Annotated in this window: 19 protein-coding genes; 13 read left to right on the plus strand and 6 right to left on the minus strand. The window is 71.8% G+C overall.

The genetic code is table 11. The annotated features are described in order from the left end of the window. The first annotated feature begins 57 nt into the window (after positions 1–57). The 8 genes from EF879_RS12895 (at position 58) to EF879_RS12930 (ending at position 8,351) form a co-directional block, all read left to right on the plus strand. Positions 58–1,083, plus strand: a complete 1,026-nt coding sequence (locus EF879_RS12895; protein ID WP_123558093.1) for an aspartate-semialdehyde dehydrogenase — start codon at positions 58–60, stop codon at positions 1,081–1,083. A gap of 63 nt (positions 1,084–1,146) precedes the next feature. Next, positions 1,147–1,584 carry a PPOX class F420-dependent oxidoreductase gene (locus EF879_RS12900; protein ID WP_123558474.1) on the plus strand — a complete coding sequence of 146 codons (438 nt, stop codon included), beginning with the start codon at positions 1,147–1,149 and terminating at the stop codon, positions 1,582–1,584. A 185-nt stretch (positions 1,585–1,769) separates the two neighbouring features. Then, a complete protein-coding gene (locus tag EF879_RS12905) occupies positions 1,770–2,186 on the plus strand; it encodes a CBS domain-containing protein (protein WP_123558095.1) in 417 nt (138 codons plus the stop codon). A gap of 106 nt (positions 2,187–2,292) precedes the next feature. Then, positions 2,293–2,667: an SCP2 sterol-binding domain-containing protein gene (locus EF879_RS12910; RefSeq protein WP_123558097.1), complete on the plus strand. Its 375-nt coding sequence runs from the start codon at positions 2,293–2,295 to the stop codon at positions 2,665–2,667. Then, on the plus strand, positions 2,664–4,727 hold the full coding sequence (locus tag EF879_RS12915; RefSeq protein WP_123558099.1) for a glycogen debranching N-terminal domain-containing protein: 2,064 nt from the start codon (positions 2,664–2,666) through the stop codon (positions 4,725–4,727). The genes EF879_RS12910 and EF879_RS12915 overlap by 4 nt, the downstream gene beginning before the upstream one ends. Positions 4,728–4,810: 83 nt before the next feature. Further along, positions 4,811–5,251 carry an SCP2 sterol-binding domain-containing protein gene (locus EF879_RS12920; protein ID WP_123558101.1) on the plus strand — a complete coding sequence of 147 codons (441 nt, stop codon included), beginning with the start codon at positions 4,811–4,813 and terminating at the stop codon, positions 5,249–5,251. Further along, positions 5,248–7,290 (plus strand): glycogen debranching N-terminal domain-containing protein, encoded by a 2,043-nt coding sequence (locus EF879_RS12925; RefSeq protein WP_123558103.1) that lies wholly within the window; start codon positions 5,248–5,250, stop codon positions 7,288–7,290. Before EF879_RS12920 ends, EF879_RS12925 begins: the two co-directional genes overlap by 4 nt. Positions 7,291–7,355: 65 nt before the next feature. Then, complete coding sequence (locus tag EF879_RS12930) at positions 7,356–8,351, plus strand: hypothetical protein (protein WP_123558105.1); 996 nt, start codon at positions 7,356–7,358, stop codon at positions 8,349–8,351. Between the two features lie 34 nt (positions 8,352–8,385). On the opposite strand, the gene EF879_RS12935 is transcribed toward EF879_RS12930, so the two are convergent. Genes EF879_RS12935 through EF879_RS12945 form a run of 3 tightly spaced genes read right to left on the minus strand, consistent with a single transcriptional unit; the run spans position 8,386 to position 10,297 of the window. Beyond that, complete coding sequence (locus tag EF879_RS12935) at positions 8,386–9,078, minus strand: hypothetical protein (protein ID WP_123558107.1); 693 nt, start codon at positions 9,076–9,078, stop codon at positions 8,386–8,388. Continuing rightward, positions 9,075–9,962, minus strand: a complete 888-nt coding sequence (locus EF879_RS12940; RefSeq protein WP_123558109.1) for an ATP-binding cassette domain-containing protein — start codon at positions 9,960–9,962, stop codon at positions 9,075–9,077. Before EF879_RS12940 ends, EF879_RS12935 begins: the two co-directional genes overlap by 4 nt. Further along, positions 9,959–10,297 (minus strand): PadR family transcriptional regulator, encoded by a 339-nt coding sequence (locus tag EF879_RS12945; RefSeq protein ID WP_123558111.1) that lies wholly within the window; start codon positions 10,295–10,297, stop codon positions 9,959–9,961. Before EF879_RS12945 ends, EF879_RS12940 begins: the two co-directional genes overlap by 4 nt. Before the next feature lie 217 nt (positions 10,298–10,514). Between EF879_RS12945 and EF879_RS12950 the strand changes: the two genes are divergently transcribed. Together EF879_RS12950 and EF879_RS12955 are read left to right on the plus strand one after the other, a co-directional pair. Beyond that, positions 10,515–11,015, plus strand: coding sequence for a hypothetical protein (locus tag EF879_RS12950; protein ID WP_123558113.1), 501 nt, complete (start codon positions 10,515–10,517; stop codon positions 11,013–11,015). A gap of 74 nt (positions 11,016–11,089) precedes the next feature. Continuing rightward, the gene (locus EF879_RS12955; RefSeq protein ID WP_123558115.1) at positions 11,090–11,926 is read left to right on the plus strand and encodes a hypothetical protein; all 837 of its coding nucleotides are present in this window, start codon (positions 11,090–11,092) and stop codon (positions 11,924–11,926) included. Between the two features lie 67 nt (positions 11,927–11,993). On the opposite strand, the gene EF879_RS12960 is transcribed toward EF879_RS12955, so the two are convergent. Both EF879_RS12960 and EF879_RS12965 read right to left on the minus strand, forming a co-directional pair. Continuing rightward, a complete protein-coding gene (locus EF879_RS12960) occupies positions 11,994–12,455 on the minus strand; it encodes a pyridoxamine 5-phosphate oxidase (protein WP_123558117.1) in 462 nt (153 codons plus the stop codon). A gap of 61 nt (positions 12,456–12,516) precedes the next feature. Beyond that, positions 12,517–12,972 carry a MarR family winged helix-turn-helix transcriptional regulator gene (locus EF879_RS12965; protein ID WP_123558119.1) on the minus strand — a complete coding sequence of 152 codons (456 nt, stop codon included), beginning with the start codon at positions 12,970–12,972 and terminating at the stop codon, positions 12,517–12,519. A 190-nt stretch (positions 12,973–13,162) separates the two neighbouring features. On the opposite strand from EF879_RS12965, the gene EF879_RS12970 reads away from it, so the two are divergent. The 3 genes from EF879_RS12970 (at position 13,163) to EF879_RS12980 (ending at position 15,867) form a co-directional block, all read left to right on the plus strand. Continuing rightward, positions 13,163–13,801 carry a hemerythrin domain-containing protein gene (locus EF879_RS12970; RefSeq protein WP_123558121.1) on the plus strand — a complete coding sequence of 213 codons (639 nt, stop codon included), beginning with the start codon at positions 13,163–13,165 and terminating at the stop codon, positions 13,799–13,801. Positions 13,802–13,917: 116 nt separating this feature from the next. Beyond that, positions 13,918–14,334: a hypothetical protein gene (locus EF879_RS12975; RefSeq protein ID WP_123558123.1), complete on the plus strand. Its 417-nt coding sequence runs from the start codon at positions 13,918–13,920 to the stop codon at positions 14,332–14,334. Positions 14,335–14,544: 210 nt separating this feature from the next. Beyond that, positions 14,545–15,867 carry a PHB depolymerase family esterase gene (locus EF879_RS12980; protein WP_123558126.1) on the plus strand — a complete coding sequence of 441 codons (1,323 nt, stop codon included), beginning with the start codon at positions 14,545–14,547 and terminating at the stop codon, positions 15,865–15,867. A 177-nt stretch (positions 15,868–16,044) separates the two neighbouring features. Here the strand turns inward: EF879_RS12980 and EF879_RS12985 are convergent, their stop codons facing one another. Next, a complete protein-coding gene (locus EF879_RS12985) occupies positions 16,045–16,452 on the minus strand; it encodes a DUF3224 domain-containing protein (protein ID WP_123558128.1) in 408 nt (135 codons plus the stop codon). Positions 16,453–16,455: the final 3 nt, after the last annotated feature.

Below are 16,455 nucleotides of genomic sequence, written 5' to 3' on the forward strand. Positions count from 1 at the left end.
GTCCCGACCGGGAATCGCCTTGCCGGGCGTTCCGGTCGAATGGGTAGCCTCGCGGGTATGAGGATCGGCATTGTGGGGGCCACCGGGCAGGTCGGTGGCGTGATGCGGCGGGTACTCGCCGAACGTCGGTTCCCGGTGGAGCGGCTGCGGCTGTTCGCCTCGGCGCGGTCGGCCGGGCGGACGCTGCCGTGGCAGGACGGCGAGGTCGTCGTCGAGGACGCCGAGACCGCCGACTACCGGGGACTGGACATCGTGCTCTTCTCGGCCGGGAAGGGGACGAGCAAGGCCCTCGCGCCCCGGGTCGCCGAGGCCGGCGCGGTGGTGATCGACAACTCCTCCGCCTGGCGGATGGACCCCGAGGTGCCGCTCGTGGTCGCGGAGGTCAACCCACACGCCGTCGCGGTACGCCCCAAGGGGATCATCGCCAACCCCAACTGCACCACGATGGCCGCGATGCCGGTGCTCCGGCCACTGCACGCCGAGGCCGGGTTGGTCAGCATGGTGGTCTCGACGTACCAGGCCGTCTCCGGGGCCGGGCTGGCGGGCGTCGCCGAACTGGACGAGCAGGTCCGCAAGGTCGCCGACGGCGCCGCCGCGCTGACCTTCGACGGGTCGGCCGCCGAGTTCCCGACCCCCCAGAAGTTCGCCGCGCCGGTCGCCTTCAACGTGTTGCCGCTGGCCGGCTCGATCGTCGACGACGGCTCGGCCGAGACCGACGAGGAGCAGAAGCTCCGGAACGAGAGCCGCAAGATCCTGGAGATTCCCGACCTGCTCGTCTCCGGCACCTGCGTCCGGGTGCCGGTCTTCACCGGGCACTCGCTCCAGGTCAACGCCCGGTTCGCCCGGCCGCTGACCCCGGACCGGGCCCGGGAACTGCTCGACGGCGCCCCCGGGGTGGCGCTGGCGGACGTACCGACCCCGCTGCTGGCCGCCGGGCGGGACCCGACCTACGTCGGTCGGATCCGGGTCGACGAGACGGTCGAGCACGGGTTGGCGTTCTTCTGCTCCAACGACAACCTCCGCAAGGGCGCCGCGCTCAACGCGGTGCAGATCGCCGAGCTGGTGGCCGCCGAGTCGCGGTGATCGTCCCGGACGGACGACAACCGGCCGCCGGCCTGGGGCGGCCATGATCGAGAGGTGCGCACGGTGGACGACCGGACGGAACAGGCCCTGTACGAACTGCTCGGCGCCGGGTCGCTGGGCGTACTGGCGACGATCAGACGGGACGGCCGCCCCCAGTTGTCCACCGTGAGCTACACCTACGATCCCGCCCGGCGACTGATCCGGGTCTCGGTGACCGAGGGCCGGGCCAAGACGGCGAACCTGCGGCGCGACCCACGGGCCAGTTTCCACGTCAGCAGCCCGGACGGCTGGTCGTACGTCGTGGCCGAGGGCACCGCCGAGCTGAGCGCCACCGCGGCCGACCCACACGATGCGACGGTCGAGGAGCTGGTCGAGGTCTACCGCGCGATCCAGGGCGAGCACCCGGACTGGGACGACTACCGGCGGGCGATGGTCGCCGACCGCCGGCTGGTGCTGCGGCTCGCCGTCGCGCGGGTCTACGGCATGCCCCCGCGCAGCTGACCCCGGGTCGGGAGCCCGACCGGCACCCTTTCGGTCTGAACGCGTCTGCTGTCCGCCTCCGGCGACCCGTGCCACGCCGCCGAACCGTCCCGTTTCGGCCGCCCTCGACGGTCCCCTCCCCCGACGGCGGCGTTACGTCCGGGGGCAGCCCGGGTAGACGGCGCTCGACACGAGAGGGGAGCAGGATGACGACCGTCGGAGAGTTCATGACGACCCGGCTGGTGACCATGGACGGCACCGATACGCTCACCGCTGCCGCCCAGGAGATGCGGGACAGCGCGATCGGCGACGTGATCGTCACCAACGGGGACCAGGTGGTCGGGATCGTCACCGACCGGGACATCACGGTACGCGGCGTCGCGGCGGAGCTGAATCCGTCCACCACCACGCTGAACGAGATCCTCACCCAGGACGTGGTCACCGTGTCCCAGTACGACGACGCGGTGGCGGCGGCCGACCTGATGCGCACGTACGGCGTACGACGCCTGCCGGTGGTCGAGGACGGCCGGCTGATCGGGCTGGTTTCCCTGGGCGACCTCGCGGTGGAGCGGGAACCGCAGTCGGTGCTCGCCGACATCAGCGCCGACGAACCGAACAACTGACCGGGTCCCCGGCCGTGCCTCTCGCCCGGTGGGTGCCGGGCGGAGCGGCCGGGGTCGGTTTCGCGTGGGACCACGCGTCGCCACGTGAAGGGGAGGGGCGGAAGCGGTGGATCCGACGACCGAGTTCTTCGAGTCGCTCAACCATCGGACTCCGGACCCGCTGCTGGGGCGGATCCGGGGTACGGTGCGGTTCGAGCTGGAGGAGGGCGACAAGCTGCACACCTGGCTGCTGGTCTACAGCGCCGGGAACGTGAGCGCCGCCCAGTCCGACCGCCCGGGTGAGTGTACGGTCCGGACCGACCGGGAGTTCTTCGACCGGATCGCCACAGGTGAGGCGAATCCCTTCGCCGCGCTGCTGCGCAACCGCGTCACCGTCGAGGGCGACCTTCTGCTCTACAACCACCTCCTTCACCTGGTGCCCGGCCCACCCGGCGCGCACGAGCCCCGGGACTGGGTGCGGCGACGGAGGCAGCAGCGATGAAGCGGCTGGTCAGCATCCTCGACGGGAACACCTTCGTGGTCAGCGACAACCGGGGAGACATCGACCCGTCGCCGACCTTCCCCACCGGGCTCTTCTCGTACGACACCCGGTTCCTGTCCAAATGGGAGCTGCGCGTCAACGGTGAACGGCTCAACCCGCTCTCCGTCGACGACCTCCAGTACTTCGAGTCGCAGTTCTTCCTGGTACCGGGCGAGCCGACGCACTACGTCGACGCCAAACTGTCGATCATCCGACACCGGACCATCTGCGGCAGCTTCATGGAGGTGCTGACCATCCTCAACCACGAGGACCAGCCCGTGGAGCTGACCGTGCAGCTGGACGTGGAGAGCGACTTCGCGGACCTGTTCGAGATCAAGGACGTGAAGGGAAAGCTGGGCACGACCACCGCCACTGTCGACGAGAATCAGCTGCGGCTCTGCTACCAGCGGGAGACCTACCGGCGCGAGACGGTGATCACGTCGAGCGCACCCGCCGAGTACCGCCCGGAGGGACTCCTCTTCAACCTGCGTATCGACGCCCACGGACAGTGGGAGACCCAGATCCTGGTGGAGACCCTGGTCGAGGGGGCCGGTGGACGGGACATCCGTATCAACCTCCAGCGGCACCACGGCCGGTCACGGGACGAGATGCGCCGGGAGCTGGACGAGTGGCTGGCCCGCGCGCCGAAGCTCACCAGCGACTGCGAGCCCCTGGAGGAGACGTACCAGCGGAGCCTGGTCGACCTGGCCGCGCTCCGATACACGCCGCTCGCCACCGGCGACCGGCTGCCGACCGCCGGCCTGCCGTGGTTCATGACGCTTTTTGGCCGGGACAGCATCATCACCTGTCTGCAGACCCTGCCGTTCACCCCGGAACTGACCGCGCCCACGCTGCGGTACCTGGCGATGGCCCAGGGTGTGCACCTGGACGACTTCCGGGACCAGGAGCCGGGCAAGATCCTGCACGAGACCCGGTACGGCGAGTCGACCGCCTTCGAGGAGCAGCCGCACTCGCCGTACTACGGCTCCGCCGACTCCACCGCCCTCTTCCTGATCCTGCTCGACGAGTACGAGCGGTGGTCCGGTGACACCGCGCTGGTCGCCGAGCTGGAGCACCAGGCCCGGGCCGCGCTGAACTGGATCGACCGGTACGGCGACCTGATGGGTAACGGCTACGTCTGGTTCGAGCGGCGGAACCTGCGCAACGGGCTGGAGAACCAGTGCTGGAAGGACTCCTGGGACTCCATCTCGTACTCCTCGGGGCGGCTGCCGGACTTCCCCCGGGCCACCTGCGAGTTGCAGGGGTACGCGTACGACGCCAAGATGCGCGGCGCCCGGCTGGCCCGGCTGGTCTGGGGCGACCCGCTCTACGCCGATCGGCTGGAACGGGAGGCGGCGGAGCTGAAGCAGCGCTTCAACCGGGACTTCTGGGTCGAGAAGGGCGAGTACTACGCGCTGGCCCTGGACACCGAGGGTGGCCAGGTCGACGCACTCTCCTCGAACATGGGGCACCTGCTCTGGAGCGGGATCGTCGACGAGGATCGGGCGCCGAAGGTGGCCGAGCACCTGGTGGGGCCGCGGCTCTTCTCCGGCTGGGGGGTCCGGACCCTGGCCGTGGGCGAGGGTCGCTACAACCCGATCGGCTACCACGTCGGCACGGTCTGGCCGTTCGACAACTCACTCATCGCCTGGGGCCTGCGCCGGTACGGCTTCCGTGAGGAGGCCGGGCGGATCGCCGAAGCCATGATCGATGCGGCGAAGTACTTCGACGGGCGGCTTCCGGAGGCGTTCGCGGGCTACGACCGCTCGCTGACGAAGTACCCCGTGCAGTACCCCACGGCGTGTAACCCGCAGGCGTGGTCGACCGGGACGCCGATGCTGCTGATCCGGACGCTTCTCGGACTGGAGCCGCACGGCGAGCACCTGATGGTGGACCCGGCGATGCCGGAGGGGATGGGCCGGATCGAGGTGCTGGACATTCCGGGCCGGTGGGGCCTGATCGACGCCTTCGGGCGGGGCCGAGCCGAACACCGGGGAGCGGCGCGACGCGGTACCGACTAGTGAGGGCCGGGCCGCGCCGCTGTCGAGTCGCGACGACGGGGGACCGCGACGACGGGGGCCGGTCCGCAGGGGAGGGAGCGGCGATGGGGAGTCCGACGGACGAGTTCTTCGCCAGTCTGGAGGAGCGTGGCCCGGAGCTCCTGCCGACCAGGGCGCGGGGCACCATCCGGTTCGACCTGGTCGAAGACGGCCGCGTCGGCCACTGGTTCGTGGCGATCAACCGGGGCAACGTGCTGGTCTCGCACGAGAAGCGCGCGGCGGACTGCGTGGTCAGCACCGAGAAGCGCCTGTTCGACGAGTTCGCGACCGGTGCGGCCCACCTGATCACGGCGTACAACCGCAACGACGTGTCGGTGCAGGGCAACCTGCCGCTGCTGCTGGTGTTCCGACGGACCTTCCCCTCCCCACCCGGCACCCGCGACCCCCGGGAGCGGGTCCGCGCCCGGCTCGGCGGGCGGACCGGTCCTGGACGGCTGCGGACCCGGAGCCCCGCCCGGATGGAGAGGCAGGAGACCCAGCAGTGAAGGAACTGGTGAGCGTCCTGGACGGCAGCACCTTCGTGCTCAGCGACGTTCAGGGTGACATCGACTGGTCGCCGGACTACCCCTCCGGGCTCTTCGCCGGGGACACCCGCTTCCTCTCCAAGTGGGTGCTCACCATCGAGGGCGAGCGGCTGACCCCGCTGTCCATCGACGACCTCCAGTACTACGAGTCCCGGTTCTTCCTGGTGCCGGGGGAGCCGACCCACTACGTCGACGCGAAGACCTCGGTGATCCGGCACCGGATCGTCGGCGGCGGGTTCGAGGAGCGACTGACCGTCCTCAACCACCGGGACGAGCCGGCGGTCCTCAGCCTCCGGATGGAGGTGGCGAGCGACTTCGCGAACCTGTTCGACGCCCGGGACGGACATTCCCGGACGGGCCAGTCGACCCGGACGGTCGAGGACGGCCGGCTGCGCCTGTGCCATCGACGGGGCCGGCACGTGGTGGAGACCGTCGTCTCCAGCACCGAACCCGCAGAGGTGGACGAGGACGGGTTCACCTTCCGGGTGCACCTCGACGTCCACGGGCAGTGGTCCACCACGTTCCACGCGGCCTGCCTGATGCGGGGAGCGGACGGCGGGGACGCCGGGGAGAGGCCTCGCGGGAATCTCCCGGAGCGGCCCGATCGACGGCGGGAACTGGTCCGGTGGATGGCCGCGGCGCCGCAGCTCACCGCCGACTCGGACGTGCTGGAGGACACCTACCGGCGCAGCCTGATCGACCTCGCCGCGTTGCAGTACTTCGGGATCGCCCCGGAGGAGAAGGTGACCGCGACCGGCCTGCCCTGGTACATGACGGTGTTCGGCCGGCACAGCCTGATCACCGGCTATCAGACCCTTGCGTTCCTGCCGCACCTCGCCCGGAACGCGCTCTGGATCCTGGCCCTGCTCCAGGGTGGCCGGCTCGACGATTTTCGTGACGAGGAGCCGGGGAAGATCCTGCACGAGATCCGGTACCGGGAGCCGGGCGGCTTCGAGGAGCAGCCCCGGTCGTTGTACTACGGTGCGGCGGACACCACCCCGCTCTTCGTGATCCTGCTCGACGAGTACGAGCAGTGGACCGGGGACGCGGAGACGGTACGACAGTTCGAGTTCGAGGCCCGGGCGGCGCTCACGTGGCTCGACACGTACGGCGACCTCATGGGGGACGGGTACCTCTGGTACGAGCGGCGCAGCCCGAAGGGGTTGGAGAACCAGTGCTGGAAGGACTCCCCGGAGGCGATCACGTACGCCGACGGCCGGCTGCCCACCCATCCGCGTGCCACCTGCGAACTCCAGGGCTACAAGTACGACGCGAAGATGCGGGCGGCCCGGCTCGCCCGGGAGTTCTGGAACGACCCGCGGTACGCCGACCGGCTGGTTCGGGAGGCGGAGGCCCTCAAGGTCCGGTTCAACCGCGACTTCTGGATCGAGGAGGGCGGGTACTACGCGCTGGCGCTCGACGGGGAGGGAAACCAGGTCGACGCCCTCGCCTCGAACATGGGGCACCTGCTCTGGAGCGGCATCCTCGACGAGGACCGGGCCGAGCAGGTGGTCCGGCACCTCTTCGGCGATCGGCTCTTCTCCGGCTGGGGCGTCCGGTCGCTGGCCCGGGGCCAGGGGCGGTACAACCCCGTTGGTTACCACAACGGCGCCGTCTGGCCGTTCGACAACTCGCTGATCGCGCTCGGCTTGCGACGGTACGGCTTCGAGGAGGAGGCGGCCCGGCTCGCCCTGACCATGTTCGAGGCCTGCCGGTACTTCGACGGCCGGTTGCCGGAGGCGTTCGCCGGATACGACCGGAAGCTGACCCGGTACCCGGTCCAGTATCCCCGCGCCTGCAGCCCGTTCTGCTCGTCGGCCGGAACGCCCCTGGCCCTGCTCCAGGCCCTGCTCGGTCTGGAACCACACGAGGGGCATCTCACGATCGTGCCGGCCGTACCCGAGCAGTTGGGGCGGATCGAGCTGGTCGGCGTACCCGGCCGATGGGGGCGCATCGATGCCTTTGGACACGGCCGGCTGCGGCTGGCTGCCGACGAGTGAGCCTCGCCGCGGGGGGGGGGCCGGGGCGGGTGGTGAACGGTCATCGGGCGTGATAGCGATAACCGATGGCGGATCCTGAGGTGCTGGAGGGCGCCGCGTTGGCCCGGGTGCTACGCCAGGCCGGCGGCGCCGAAATCCTCAACACTCTCGGCGTGCAGCTGTCCGGATCGGACCTGGTCACCCTCCTGCTCGCCGCGTTCCGGACCCGGGCCGGCTTCCTCGCTCCCGACGACGTCCTGCGACGGTACGCCGAGGAGCGGTCCATGGCACCGGCCCCGGTCGACCTCCGTCGGCTGCGGCGGATCGAGGACCGGCTGCTCTCCGTCGTCCCCGACGAGGTCGAGGTGCTGGCTCTCGCCCCGGTCGTACCGCTGGGGACACATTCCGTCGTCGCCGGCGTGCACCAGAACAACGTGCTGGCGACCGTCCGCGGCAGCGAGGTGGCGGCCGATCCCGCGAACGGGCTGGCGCTGGAGGCGGCGGTACGGCGCCGGGAGGCGCGGACGCGGGGCCGCGCCGTCCCGCCGGTCCGGCTGGCCGCCCTGCAACGGGTGATCCGGCGCGTTCCCGGGTCCGGACGGTTCGCCCACGTCGGACTCTTCGCGCTGGCCACCGCCGGACGGGACAGCGGCGGTCTGGCGTTCGAACGCCGGCACGCGGCGGAGCAGCTCCGGCTTCTCTGCGCCGCGCTGCGGGCCGCGGGGGCGGGCGCGGTCGAGGTGACCGCCACGCTCCTGGACCCGGCCGCCGCCCCGGTCACCGAGGCGGTCCGCGCGGCGCTGGCCGACCACCCCGACGTCGTGCTCGCCGAGGCGGTCGACCGGGCCGGCGGCCGGCGGTACCACACCGGCTGGTGCTTCACCCTGGCGGCCGTTCGGGACGGGGTCCGGGTCGAGCTCGGGGCCGGCGGTTTCGTCGACTGGACCCAGCGGCTCCTGGGTAACCCCCGGGAACGGCTGCTGGTCAGCACGATCGGGGTCGATCGGTTAGCGGATCTGCTCGTGACGTCCGCGCCCGGTGGCGAATCCACTCCGTCGGGCGGGGATCCGCCCGACTCCTGACCGCCGCCGGGCGCGGCCGCATCCGCCGGCCCGGTCAGCGGACCGAGACGACGCGCAGATGACCGCGCTGGCGCAACCGGATCCCGGAGGCGAGCGCGACCAGCGCGGTGAGCACCGCCGCGACCACCACCCCGTGCACCAGGCCCCGGGTCAGGTAGTCGGCGTCGGTGTGGTCGATCGCGTAGGTGGCGATCTCGCGGCTGAACCAGAACGGTAGCAGCCGGGCGGCGGCGTCGGCCGGGTCCATCACCATCTGGAGTCCGACCACGACCAGCAGCACGAGGGTCCCCTCCAGGTCTCGCGGGAGTACGGCGCTGAGCGCGAGTCCGAACGGCGCCGCGGTGGCGACGGTCAACAGCATGATCAGCGCGATCGCGCCGTACCGGACGTCGTGCTGGTCGAGGCGGACGAGCAGGAAGTACGGCACCGAGAGCGCGATGCCGACGATCCAGAGTGCGAGCAGCCGGCCGAGGTGCAGGTGGTGGGCCCGGTATCCGGAGAGGCGCAGCCGCGGCTCGATGCCCCGCGCGGCGCTGCCGGCGAAGAGGGCGGCGGTGCTCAGCGCCCAGCCGATGCCGAGACAGACGAACCGGATCGACTGCCCGAGGTGGTCGCCGCGCCGGCTGAGGTAGAAGGCGAGGGGGAAGAGCAGCAGGATCAGTAGTACGCCGCGTCGACGCAGGATCTCCCACAGGGCGAGTTCCGCCACCGTCCAGAGCTTGGTCATGATGCCATCTCCCGGGCAGGGGTGAGATCGAGAACGGTGTCGACGCGGTCGAGCTGGTTGAGCAGGTGGGTGACCACCACGATCGCCTTGCCGGCCGCGCGCCATCGCCAGAGCTGCTGCCAGAAGTCGAGGTAGCTGCCCCGGTCGAAGCCCTGGTACGGCTCGTCGAGCAGGAGCACGTCGGGCTCGCCGAGGCCGGCCAACACCAGGTTGAGCTTCTGCCGGGTGCCACCGGACAGGTGCCGAGCCTGGATGCGTCCGGCCGGATCCCAGTCCAGTGCGGCCGCCTGGGCCCGCCCGGCCGCCCGGGCCGCCCTCCGTGACATGCCCCGCCCGGCGCCGACGAGCAGGAAGTGCTCCTCGGGGTAGAGGAAGTCGCAGGTCCCGCCCTCCTGCGGGCAGTAGCCGAGGCTGCCGTACACCCGGACCTGGCCGGCGTCGGGGCTGGTCAGGCCGGCGCAGATGCGCAGGAACGTGCTCTTGCCCGAGCCGTTCGCCCCGACCACGGCGGCGATCTCGCCGGCCCGGACGGTGAGGTCGACGCCGGTCAGGACGGGCCGTCGCCGGTAGCGCTTGCGGATCCCGCGTACGTCCAGCCGCACCGGGCCCGGCGCGGGACGCCCCGCCCGGGCGGTCCCGCGTACCGGACCACCGAGCGGGTGGCCGACCCCGCCGGGGCGGCCCGCTGGCGCCGCTCCGGCGCCGAGGCTCTCGGCGACCGCCGCCGCGTAGGCGGCAGGCGAACCGAAGACCGCGAGCGGCGGCTCCCCGCTTTCCCGTAGGTGTGACGCGGCCTCGGAGACGACGTGTCGGGACAGTTCCGGGTCGATCCCGTGCCGGCGCAGCTCGCTGGCGAGGGCGTCGAGCCATCCGTGGTGGTTCATCGGGTCTGTACCTCCCGCAGGATCGCGCCCACGCCGTCGGCGAAGGCGGTCCAGTCGACGGCCGTCCGCCGGAGCGTCTCGATTCCGGCCGGTGTGATCCGGTAGTACTTCCGGGCCGGCCCCGCCGCGCCCTCCCGCCACTGCGCGGTCACCAGGCCGGTGCGTTGCAGGCGGAGCAGCACCGGATAGAGGGTCCCGCCCTGGACCGGGCCGATGCCGGCAGAGTCGAGCGACTGGGCCAGCTCGTATCCGTAGGACTCACGGTGCCGTAGCAGCGCGAGAACGCAGAGGTCCAGCACGCCGCGTAGCCACTGGGCCCGACGCTCCTGATCCACGGCGGAGAAGGTAGCACAGCCAGCTAGCTGGCACCGCAACCTATGGTCCTGGCGACCCGCGCGGCTGGGGCGGCCACCGCCGCGGTCCGACCGTGCGCGGTCTCCCGTGATGCGCGGGTTCGTCCCCGCTGGGGTGTGACCGTCGCCGCGGTTCAGGTGGAGAAATGGCCACCGGCGGGCCGAGCGGTTTCGGCCTGTGCGGGGTAGATTTTTTGTCGTGGTGTCCGTCGCGCTGTTCCGCCTGGTCTGGTGGATGGCGCGCCGGTCGGCGCGGTTCGTGACCGCGCTGATGCTGATGGCGCTGCTGTCGGGCGGCGCGGCCGGGATCGGTCCGGTCGGCTCACCCGACACCGCCGGCCCCCTGGCCACCACGGATCTGTCCGCTGCGCCGGATCTGTCGAGCGTGCCACGCCTGGAGCCGCCGATTCCGGCGGCGGACCGGGCCGGGCTCGCGACGGGCGAGTTCCGGCCGGCGGCCGACGACGGAGGGGCCGCGGCCGAGGCGACGACGTACACCGTCGCCAGCACCCAGACGGCTGTGGAGCCCCGGCTGGCCGTCGCGGACGACGATGGGGATCACCCGGCACCCGGCGCGGAGCCGCCGGCCCTCGGTGACCGGCCGGCGCCGGGCGAGCTGTCCGGCATCGGGCCACGGACGTGGCCGACCGGTGACGCGTACCCACGGACGAGCGGATCGCGCGCACCCCCACGTCGGTGAGGACGGGCACGCCGCCGTGGCGTGCCCGCGCAGCCGTCCCCGTCCGCATCGTCCATTCCGTGAGGTGTGCCGTCATGGAGAGGGTTCTGTACTACTTTCTGATCGACGTTCCGCGCGCCATGACGATCTGGGTCGTCCTGATGGGACTGGCGGCGGCCGCAACCGTGGGGTTGTTCATCCGTCCGCAGACGAACACCGCCGACTCCGACCGGGCCGGAGATGCGGACGGCCCGTCGGGTGACGTGGCGCGCCGCGCCGCCGAGCTGCGCCGGGCGCGGCTGGCGGCCCGGGCGCTGGAGCTGCACCGGTACGCCGAGGAGGTGGCGGTGGCCGCCGAACGGTCGGCGGTCACGGCCCAGCGGCGTCGCGACGAGTGGCTGAAGGCGCAGGAGGAGGCCGAGGCGGCCTGGCAGGCGTACGAGGCCGCGGACGCCGCCGCGCGCCGGGTCGAGGCGGCGGCCGTCCTCCCCGAGCCCCGGACACCCCGGACCCCGGCCGAGTACGCCGACCGCGAGCGCTACCTGCACCGGGCCGCGATGGCGGCGTGCTGCCGCAAGGAGCTCTCGGTGCTCCAGCTGAGTGACGCGCTGGCCCACCGCAACGGCTGGGACCCGCGCCGGCATCCGGTCGAGCAGGAGATCGTGCTGCGCCGGGCGGCCCGGGACACCCTCTTCGCCGCGCACCGGGCGGCTGCCGAGCGGGAACGGATGGCGTGGCGGGATGCCGAGATCGCCGCCGAGGCGGCCCGGAGTCTGCGGCAGGAGGCGTTCACCGCCGCGGTCCGCGCCGAGGAGTTCCGGCGCTGGCTGCCGGCTCCGGGAACGTCGGCCGAGCCGACCGACCACGCGGCCGGCCGGGCGGGGCGGCTGCTGGGGCCCGTCCTCCGCTGGCGGGCCGCCCGCGCCGGCTGACCCGGTGCCGGCTGGCCCGACTGACTCCCGCGTCGGCCCGCCGTACCCGACGCCGGGGCACGGTGTCTCAGCGCCGGATACGGCGGCGCCAGCCGACGCCGGGGTGCCAGGACTCGATCACGAGGTGGTCGGCGGGCGTCCCGACGTAGGTGAGCACCACCTCGCTGATGTCGATCCGGAAGTATCCGGCCCCCGGGTACGGGTCGTCGGCCGGCGGGTCGATCTCGACCACCCGGCCGGCGATTTTGGCCTCCCCCGGCCAGCTCTCCGGATTGTCCTTCGGCGGCTCCAGTGTCGGGCTGTGTACGGCGATCCGCGGATCCCGGCGCACGTCGCGCAGCTTCATCGAGCCGCCCATCATGCCGAGCGTCACCTCGCCGCCGCTGAACTCCAGTTCGGAGGCGCTGATCCGGGGCGACCCGTCCCGGCGCAGCGTGGCGATGGTCTTGTTGGTTCCGGCCTCGAACCGTTCCCGTACCCGGGCGGCGAGGTCCGGGACCTCCTGCTCGATCTCGTGCCAGCTGGCCATGACTCTCCTTCCGCTCGGCCGACACCCGCGACGGACCCGGCCGCGGGCGTCGGTGGTGTGGTCATTCCTCGGTGCACGCCGGATCGCCGGGCGAGGTGCGAATCTGGCTGAGCAGGGCGTGGAGCTGCCTGGTCTGCTCGGCGGTGAAGCCGGCGAAGAGATCCCGCTCGACGTGGTCGACGGCGCTCTCCACCTTCCTGAGGGCGGCGGTGCCGGTCGGGGTGATCTCGACGATGTGCCGCCGGCGATCGGCCGGGTCGCGGCGTCGCCGGACGAAACCCTCGGCTTCGAGCTCGTTGAGCAGCGTCACCAGGACGCTCGGGTCGACGCGGAGGAGTTCGAGCAGGCGCTGCTGGGTGACGGATCCGGTCTCGGCCAGGTGGGTCAGCGCCATGCCGTGTCGGGGAGTGAGTCCGGTCGATGCCAGGACCTGGCGGAGGCGGTGGTTGGCGATCACGCCGTGCCGGGCGAGAAGGAGGCCGAGCCGCTCGGCGGACGCCCTGCCACCTCGGGTCATGCCGGTACGCTACCAGGCCGCCATATTGTCTACATCTCCTAATGATTGAGAACCACAAACCATCTGCTACCTTTCCCGGTGCCCGTCGTCGGGAACGGAGCCCCGGTGTTCGTCGCCTACGTCGTCCTCGTCCCGCGGGCCGTCAGCTGACCGCCGTATTCGATATCCCACGCTCCGACGAGGAGGAAGCATGAGCGCGGAGAACGACTGGCTGACCCGGCGGACCGGCATCACGCCGACCGCTGCGCCGGCCGAGAGGCTCAGCCCGAAGAGCGTGCTCGACGAGGCGACCCGGCCCTCGGCGCCCGAGCCGCCCGCCGAGGTGACGTTCAGCGTGCCCGGCCGGTACGCCGGACGGCATCTGATCGACGTGCACGACCACTACCGGGCGGAGCTGCGCCAGGTGCGGGACGTCCTGCAGCAGGTGAAGGACGGCACGGCCCAGATCGGCGACGCCCGCAACCAGATCAACCTGATGACGATCCGGGCCAACGACTGGACGCTCGGCGGCATCTGCCAGGCGCACCGCCGCTCGATCACCAACCACCACACGTTGGAGAGCGAGGGCGTCTTTCCGCACCTGCGGCGCCGCCAGCCCGACCTGGCCGCCGTCCTCGACCGGCTGCACGAGGAGCACCTGGCGATCCACCGCGTGCTGGAGGAGGTCGACGCCGCCCTGGTGCATCTGGCCCGCAACCCCACCGACTACGGCCCCATCACCGAGGCGATCGACCTGCTCACCGACACCCTGCTGTCGCACTTCGCGTACGAGGAGCGCGAGCTGATCGCGCCGCTGGCCCGGTACGGCTTCTTCGACGGTCAGCTCTGACCCGGCCCGTACGGCCGGCGAGCGTCCGGGCCCGCCGGGGGCGGGCACCTCCTCCCAGGCCGAGGGTCGTCAAGAGCTCATTGACGCACCATCTCGTCAGGCCTAGCCTGACGAGCATGGACGTACTCCTGACGAAGGCACTCGACGTCGACGTGGCCGAGGCGGCCCGGGCCTGCGTCGACGCCGCCGTCACCGAGGCCAGCCGACAGGCGGACCTGCTCATCGGGCCGCCGCCGCAGCCCGGAAGCCCGGAGTGGAGGACCGAGGAGGCTGACGGGACGGCACGCCAGCGGGCGCTGGCCAGCCAGCTGCTTCAGTTCCGGATCGTCCTCGCCACCGGGGTCGATCCGCTGCCGAGCGTGGCCGGTCTGCGGCGCTGGGGTGTCACCTGGGAGCTGATCGCGCGAGCGGCGGGGGTGACCCGGCAGGCCGCGCACGAACGCTGGGGTCGGCGCGTGCGGGAGTTCCTCGACCCGTACGAGACCGGTGAACCGGGTGGTCCGGTGCCGGACGACGAGGGAGATCTGCGGTAGCGGCGGGTCACCGCCATCCGCGGGGCGGCGCTGAGCGACCTGTCTATCTATTGTGCACCGAAACATATCCATCCATACTTTGAAATGTTTCGGTTACATCATGGCCGCGCTGCCCCGGTGACCGCCTGGCCCGTTCCGGCGCGTGTCTGCGCTCCGGCGACCGGCCCCCACGGTCGTGCTCGGCTCAGGCGTGAGGAAGGAAAAGAACGGATGAGACGGGTCGTACAGACACTCGGCGCCGCCGCGCTGGCGGCCGCCCTGGCGGTCCTGGGCCTGGTGGTGGCCACCCCGGCCTCGGCCGCGACCCTGACCGAGGTGACGAACTTCGGCACCAACCCCAGCAACCTGCGGATGCACCTCTACGTGCCGGACCGGCTCGCGACCCGGCCGGCGATCCTGGTCGCGATCCACTACTGCACCGGTACCGGACCGGCGTTCTACTCCGGCACCCAGTTCGCGTCCCTGGCCGACCGGTACGGCTTCATCGTCATCTACCCCACGGCCACCCGCAGCAGTCAGTGCTTCGACGTCTACTCGCCGCAGGCGTTGCGCCGCGACGGCGGGAGCGACCCGGTGGGGATCATGTCGATGGTCCGCTACGTCCAGCAGCGCTACAACACCGACCCGGCCCGGGTCTTCGCCACCGGGGCCTCCTCCGGCGCGATGATGACCAACGTGCTGCTCGGCAACTACCCGGACGTCTTCGCCGCCGGCGCGGCCTTTGCCGGGGTGCCGCACAGCTGCTTCGCCACCAACGGGTCGGGGGAGTGGAACAGCCAGTGCGCCAACGGCCAGATCATCCGGAGCGCGCAGGAGTGGGGCAACCTGGTCCGGTCCGCCTACCCCGGCTACACCGGCCGCTATCCCCGGATGCAGCTCTGGCACGGCACCAACGACGAGACGCTGCGCTACCCGAACTTCGGTGAGGAAATCAAGCAGTGGACCAACCTTCACGGGTTGAGCCAGACGCCGACGTACACCGACACGCCGCAGCCCGGCTACACCCGGACCCGGTACGGCGGTAGCGGACCGATGGCGCCGGTCGAGGCGATCAGCATGCAGGGCGTATCGCACAACCTGCCGGTGAACGCGGCCGAGGCGATCCGGTTCTTCGGACTCGACAGCACCACCCCGCCGACCACCCCGCCCACGACCCCGCCGACGACTCCCCCCACCACCCCGCCGACGACTCCGCCGACCACCCCGCCGGGCACCGGTGGTTGCGCGGTCAGCTACGTCGTCAACGCGTGGAACAATGGCCTCACCGCGTCGGTGACCATCACGAACCGGGGGACGACCGCCATCAACGGCTGGAGCCTCGCCTTCACGCTTCCCCCCGGCCAGACCATCGTCTCGGGATGGAACGCCTCGTACAGCCCGACCAGCGGCGCGGTGACCGCCCGCAACGTCAGCTACAACGCCACGATCGCGCCGAACGCGTCGGTGAACATCGGCTTCCAGGCCAGCCACACCGGCAACACCGACCGGCCCAGCGCGTTCACCCTCAACGGCACCGCCTGCGCGGTGAGCTGATCCCGTCCCGGGCGCGCACGGGGGACCCGTGCCCGCGACGGTCCCCGGACGTACGCCGGTGCCGGTGGTGGTCTCGCCACCGGCACCACTCCCGGCGCCACACCCTTCCGGCACCACGGTCCGCCAGGAACAGCCTCGGCGGGGCGACCCCTGGGCCGATCCGGCCACGCCGGGGAGTCAGTCGAGGTCGAGGGTGACCCGGGCGCCGGACTCGTCGTGTCGGAAGCTGATCCGGCCGGTCAGACCCGCGAGGTCCCCCGTCCCGGTGCCCGGGACGATGGCGCCGAAGCTGTACGGCCGCTTCCCGTCGTCGATGCCGCCGTGCTGGAACACCACGGTGCCGCGCCGGCCCGCGATGCTTCCGGTGAAGCGCTCCGAGGCGACGTACCCACGGTCGGCGGCGGTGAGGAGCTCCGCGACCCCGGTCCCCTCCACCGCTCCCCGGTAGGTCTTCCGGACGGTCGCCCGGGCCAGCCTGCCGCCTTCGGCGGGCTCGTCATAGACCGTCTCGTCCCAGCCGGTCACCTCGAACTCGGCGACGACGCGGTTTCCGGACGAGTCACTGTCGGTGATCGTCTGCGTCATGGG

Source organism: Micromonospora sp. HM5-17, assembly GCF_003762835.1.
GTDB lineage: Bacteria > Actinomycetota > Actinomycetes > Mycobacteriales > Micromonosporaceae > Plantactinospora.

Excerpts from the sequence above, each read along its gene's own strand:
- EF879_RS12895 (WP_123558093.1), top strand. The coding sequence starts at position 58 with ATGAGGATCGGCATTGTGGGGGCCACCGGGCAGGTCGGTGGCGTGATG.
- EF879_RS12905 (WP_123558095.1), top strand. The coding sequence starts at position 1,770 with ATGACGACCGTCGGAGAGTTCATGACGACCCGGCTGGTGACCATGGAC.
- EF879_RS12915 (WP_123558099.1), top strand. The coding sequence starts at position 2,664 with ATGAAGCGGCTGGTCAGCATCCTCGACGGGAACACCTTCGTGGTCAGC.
- EF879_RS12920 (WP_123558101.1), top strand. The coding sequence starts at position 4,811 with ATGGGGAGTCCGACGGACGAGTTCTTCGCCAGTCTGGAGGAGCGTGGC.
- EF879_RS12930 (WP_123558105.1), top strand. The coding sequence starts at position 7,356 with ATGGCGGATCCTGAGGTGCTGGAGGGCGCCGCGTTGGCCCGGGTGCTA.
- EF879_RS12935 (WP_123558107.1), bottom strand. The coding sequence starts at position 9,078 with ATGACCAAGCTCTGGACGGTGGCGGAACTCGCCCTGTGGGAGATCCTG.
- EF879_RS12940 (WP_123558109.1), bottom strand. The coding sequence starts at position 9,962 with ATGAACCACCACGGATGGCTCGACGCCCTCGCCAGCGAGCTGCGCCGG.
- EF879_RS12955 (WP_123558115.1), top strand. The coding sequence starts at position 11,090 with ATGGAGAGGGTTCTGTACTACTTTCTGATCGACGTTCCGCGCGCCATG.
- EF879_RS12960 (WP_123558117.1), bottom strand. The coding sequence starts at position 12,455 with ATGGCCAGCTGGCACGAGATCGAGCAGGAGGTCCCGGACCTCGCCGCC.
- EF879_RS12965 (WP_123558119.1), bottom strand. The coding sequence starts at position 12,972 with ATGACCCGAGGTGGCAGGGCGTCCGCCGAGCGGCTCGGCCTCCTTCTC.
- EF879_RS12970 (WP_123558121.1), top strand. The coding sequence starts at position 13,163 with ATGAGCGCGGAGAACGACTGGCTGACCCGGCGGACCGGCATCACGCCG.
- EF879_RS12975 (WP_123558123.1), top strand. The coding sequence starts at position 13,918 with ATGGACGTACTCCTGACGAAGGCACTCGACGTCGACGTGGCCGAGGCG.
- EF879_RS12980 (WP_123558126.1), top strand. The coding sequence starts at position 14,545 with ATGAGACGGGTCGTACAGACACTCGGCGCCGCCGCGCTGGCGGCCGCC.
- EF879_RS12985 (WP_123558128.1), bottom strand. The coding sequence starts at position 16,452 with ATGACGCAGACGATCACCGACAGTGACTCGTCCGGAAACCGCGTCGTC.